Origin of the sequence: Pseudomonas sp. AP42 (genome assembly GCF_001728935.1) — a bacterium.
GTDB classification, from domain to species: Bacteria; Pseudomonadota; Gammaproteobacteria; order Pseudomonadales; family Pseudomonadaceae; genus Aquipseudomonas; species Aquipseudomonas lactis.
Genome location: NZ_LYSO01000222.1, coordinates 1 through 893, shown reverse-complemented (window position 1 = coordinate 893; position 893 = coordinate 1). Strand labels below are relative to the sequence as shown.

The following is an 893-nucleotide window of genomic DNA, read 5'->3' as shown; positions in this document are numbered from 1 at the left end:
GGCCGTTACCGCAGCAATGGATATGTACACAGTCCAACTGTGTTTACTGCCAGGCCGCCTTCGCAGGCAAGCCAGCTCCCACATTTGGATCTCGGTGTGTCAGGTAGATAGGCGGTTGACAGGTGGTCACGCAGGCAAGCGCCCCTCCCACCGTTGAAGTGTGGCGTTACTGGCATTTGGTCATGATTTGTAAAAGGCCAGCAAGCCGTGTCCCTTTAAATTGCAGGACGTTTCCGAGACAATCCCTGCCACCTTGTGCCTGTTGGAATCGATGGCTAGTCTTCGGCCCGTCACTGCCTTTTCAGTGATCGGGTTTAGTCGCCCGGACTCTAATCAGGCGCATGGTCCTCCATGAGGTTTTATGGTGGCTGTGCGCAGGGCACCCTCGGGTGCGCCGGATTTTCCTGATTAGCCGGTCGACTAACCTGCGTACAGCCGCCACCCTTCGTTTAGTCGCGACTGGGCCGGCTTCTGCCTTAATCAGGAGTTACACCATGACCAAAGCACTTCCCGATCCACCCATGGATTGCCTCGTCGTCAATGAAGAGCTCAGCTTCGAAGACGCTCAACTCTACATTTCCCATCTGATCAACAGCGCATCGGCCACGGTGTGGGACTGTTGCGATCATCTGCAACCCCACGACCGCGCCCGAATCCATGCCGCATGGCACTTGCTGGAGATGGCCAAAACCGTGGTAAACCGCACCATCGAGTGCATGCCGCGAACCTGAAAACCCTACAAACCCTATGTGGGAGCTGGCTCGCCTGTAACCACGATGCGAAGCGAGCCGCTCTTGATCTTGATCTCAAGCGCCCCGTCAAACCACGCTGGCCGGAATTCGACAGGGATTTGGGGGGTAAACCGGCAGGGATGCCGGTTTAGCCGCCCCGCT

The 893-nt window shown here is 57.1% G+C and carries 1 protein-coding gene; it reads left to right on the top strand.

Translation table 11 applies throughout. The features are described from left to right. The first annotated feature begins 494 nt into the window (after positions 1-494). The gene (locus A7K61_RS30600) at positions 495-731 is read left to right on the top strand and encodes a hypothetical protein (RefSeq protein WP_003188310.1); all 237 of its coding nucleotides are present in this window, start codon (positions 495-497) and stop codon (positions 729-731) included. Positions 732-893: the final 162 nt, after the last annotated feature.